Below are 2,255 nucleotides of genomic sequence, written 5' to 3'. Positions count from 1 at the left end.
GCCCCCGGCGCCGCCCCGCGCCGCCCGCGGCGGCGCCCGCCCCGCCCCCCCCGACCAGGGTGAGGTCGCCGGCCTCGATCGCGGCGTCGGTGCCGGTGCCCATCGCCAGGCCCAGGTCGGCCTGGGCGAGCGCGGCCGCGTCGTTGACGCCGTCGCCGACCATCGCCACGACCCGGCCCTCGGCCTGGAGCCGGCGGACCGTCGCCACCTTGTCCTCGGGCAGCACCTCGGCGATGACGTCCCGCGGTGCGACGCCGAGCTCGGCGGCCACCGCCTCGGCCACCGTGCGGTTGTCGCCGGTCAGCAGCACCGGGGTCAGGCCCAGGGCGCGCAGCCGGGCGACGGCCTCGACGCTGGTCGGCCGGAGCGCGTCCGCCACCTCCAGGACGGCCCGGGCCCCGCCGTCCCAGCCGACCGCGACCGCGGTGCGGCCGGCCGCCTCGGCGGCGGTCACGGCGCGGGCCAGGACGGGCGGCAGGGGTTGGGCGTGGTCGGCCAGCAGGGCCGCCCGCCCGGCCGTGACCGTACGGCCGTCCACGACGCCCTGCACGCCCCGGCCGGGCAGGTTGCGGAAGTCCCGGACCGGCGGCAGTGCGCCGAGGCGGTCGGCGGCGGTGGTGGCGATGGCCCGGGCGATCGGGTGCTCGGAGGCGTGCTCCAGGGCGCCGGCCAGGCGCAGCGCCTCGGCCTCGGTGACCTCCTCGGCGGTGTGCACGGCGAGCAGGGTCATCCGGCCGGTGGTGACGGTGCCGGTCTTGTCCAGGACGACGGTGTCGACCCTGCGGGTGGTCTCCAGTACCTCGGGGCCCTTGATCAGGATGCCGAGCTGGGCGCCGCGGCCGGTGCCGACCAGCAGGGCGGTCGGGGTGGCCAGGCCCAGGGCGCACGGGCAGGCGATGATCAGCACGGCCACCGCGGAGGTGAACGCCGCGGTGGGGCTGTCGGTGGCCAGCAGCCGGCCGACCAGGGTGGCAAGGGCGATCAGGATGACCACCGGGACGAAGACCGCGGAGATCCGGTCGGCCAGGCGCTGGGCGGCGGCCTTGCCGTTCTGGGCCTCCTCGACCAGCTTGGCCATCCGGGCCAGCCGGGTGTCCGCGCCGACCCTGGTGGCCTCGACCACCAGCCGGCCGCCCGCGTTGACGGTGGCGCCCGTCACGGTGTCCCCGACGGCGACCTCGACCGGGACGGACTCGCCGGTCAGCATCGAGGCGTCCACCGCGGAACTGCCCTCGACCACCGTGCCGTCGGTGGCGACCTTCTCGCCGGGGCGGACCACGAAGCGGGTGCCGACGGTCAGCCGGTCCACCGGTAGCCGGACCTCGCGCCCGCCCCGGAGCACGGTCACGTCCTGGGCGCCGAGGTCCAGCAGGGCGTGCAGGGCCGCGCCGGCCCGGCGCTTGGCGCGGGCCTCCAGGTGGCGGCCCAGCAGGATCAGCACGGTGACGGCGGCCGCGGTCTCCAGGTAGAGGCTGGCGGCGGGGTCGGTGTCGCCGACCGTGAGCGAGAACTCGTGGTGCATGCCGGGCAGGCCGGCGTGACCCAGGAAGAGGGACCAGCAGGACCAGCCGAAGGCGGCCAGGGTGCCGAGCGAGACCAGGGTGTCCATGGTCGCGGCGCCGTGCTTGAGGTTGGTCCAGGCGGCGCGGTGGAAGGGCAGGCCGCCGTAGAGGACGACCGGGCCGGTCAGGGCGAAGGCCAGCCACTGCCAGTCGGTGAACTGCAGGGCGGGGACCATCGAGAGCAGCACCACGGGGACGCCGAGCAGGGCGCTGATCAGCAGGCGCTCGCGCAGCGGGTCGGCGGCGGGGCGGCCGGCCGGGCCGGGGCGGCCGCCGTGCGCCGGGTGCTCGCCGTGCCCGGGGTGGTCGCCGAGCGCGGGGTCGGAGCCGGGCTCGGGGTCGGAGCCGGGCTCGGGAGCGGCGGGGGCCGGGGGCGGGGGGAGTTCGGCGGTGTAGCCGGTCCGCTCGACGGTCCCGATCAGCTCCTCGACCGTGACGCCGGGGCCGAAGTCGACCCGGGCCTTCTCGGTGGCGTAGTTGACCGTGGCCTCGACGCCGTCCATCCGGTTGAGCTTCTTCTCGATCCGGGCGGCGCACGAGGCGCAGGTCATCCCGCCGATCGACAGCTCGACCCGGTCCCGTGCCCCGACGCCGGGGGCGGAGGTGGTCATGCGGAGGGCTCCTAGGGAGTGGTGGGGGGGGGGGGGGGGGGGGGGGGGGGGGGGGGGGGGGGGGGGGGGGGGGGGCCCGGGG

The 2,255-nt window shown here is 77.8% G+C and carries 1 protein-coding gene; it reads right to left on the bottom strand.

Annotated features, from left to right (window positions below; all coding sequences use genetic code 11):
• Nucleotides 1-2,173 (bottom strand): heavy metal translocating P-type ATPase (locus ACFWXO_RS44650; RefSeq protein WP_380532809.1); only part of this gene is annotated, 2,173 nt, incomplete at its 3' end.
• Nucleotides 2,174-2,255: the final 82 nt, after the last annotated feature.

It is taken from the genome of Kitasatospora sp. NPDC059088, from assembly GCF_042738155.1.
Lineage (GTDB): Bacteria > Actinomycetota > Actinomycetes > Streptomycetales > Streptomycetaceae > Kitasatospora.
This window is presented reverse-complemented; position numbering and strand designations above follow the sequence as displayed.